Here is a 326-nt window from a genome sequence, read left to right as displayed (position 1 = left end):
TAATGAGTTTTATAAGCTTGCAATCAGCCTCTTGGCAAGAACCCTTAAGAGTGAGTATAGAATTTGTGGATTTGCCTAAAAAAATCATTCGTTTTCCTGCTCATGATTTGCAAGTGGGGGAGTTTGGTTTTGTCGTTACTAAACTTTCAGATTATGAAATCGTTAATTCTGAAGTGGTCATTATTGCCGTTGAAAATGGTGTCGCAACGGCTAAATTCAGAGCGTTTGAGTCTATGAAACAAAGCCATTTACCCACTCCAAGAATGGTCGCTAGAAAGGGTGATTTGGTTTATTTTAGGCAATTTAATAACCGAGCGTTTTTAATC

At 37.4% G+C, this 326-nt stretch carries 1 protein-coding gene; it reads left to right on the top strand.

Features of this window, described 5'->3' with window-relative positions:
* Positions 1–2 precede the first annotated feature (2 nt).
* Positions 3–326 (top strand): plasminogen-binding N-terminal domain-containing protein (locus F8C76_RS20030; protein WP_211372214.1); only part of this gene is annotated, 324 nt, incomplete at its 3' end.

Origin of the sequence: Flagellimonas olearia (genome assembly GCF_009184425.1) — a bacterium.
GTDB lineage: Bacteria > Bacteroidota > Bacteroidia > Flavobacteriales > Flavobacteriaceae > Flagellimonas > Flagellimonas olearia.
This window is presented reverse-complemented; position numbering and strand designations above follow the sequence as displayed.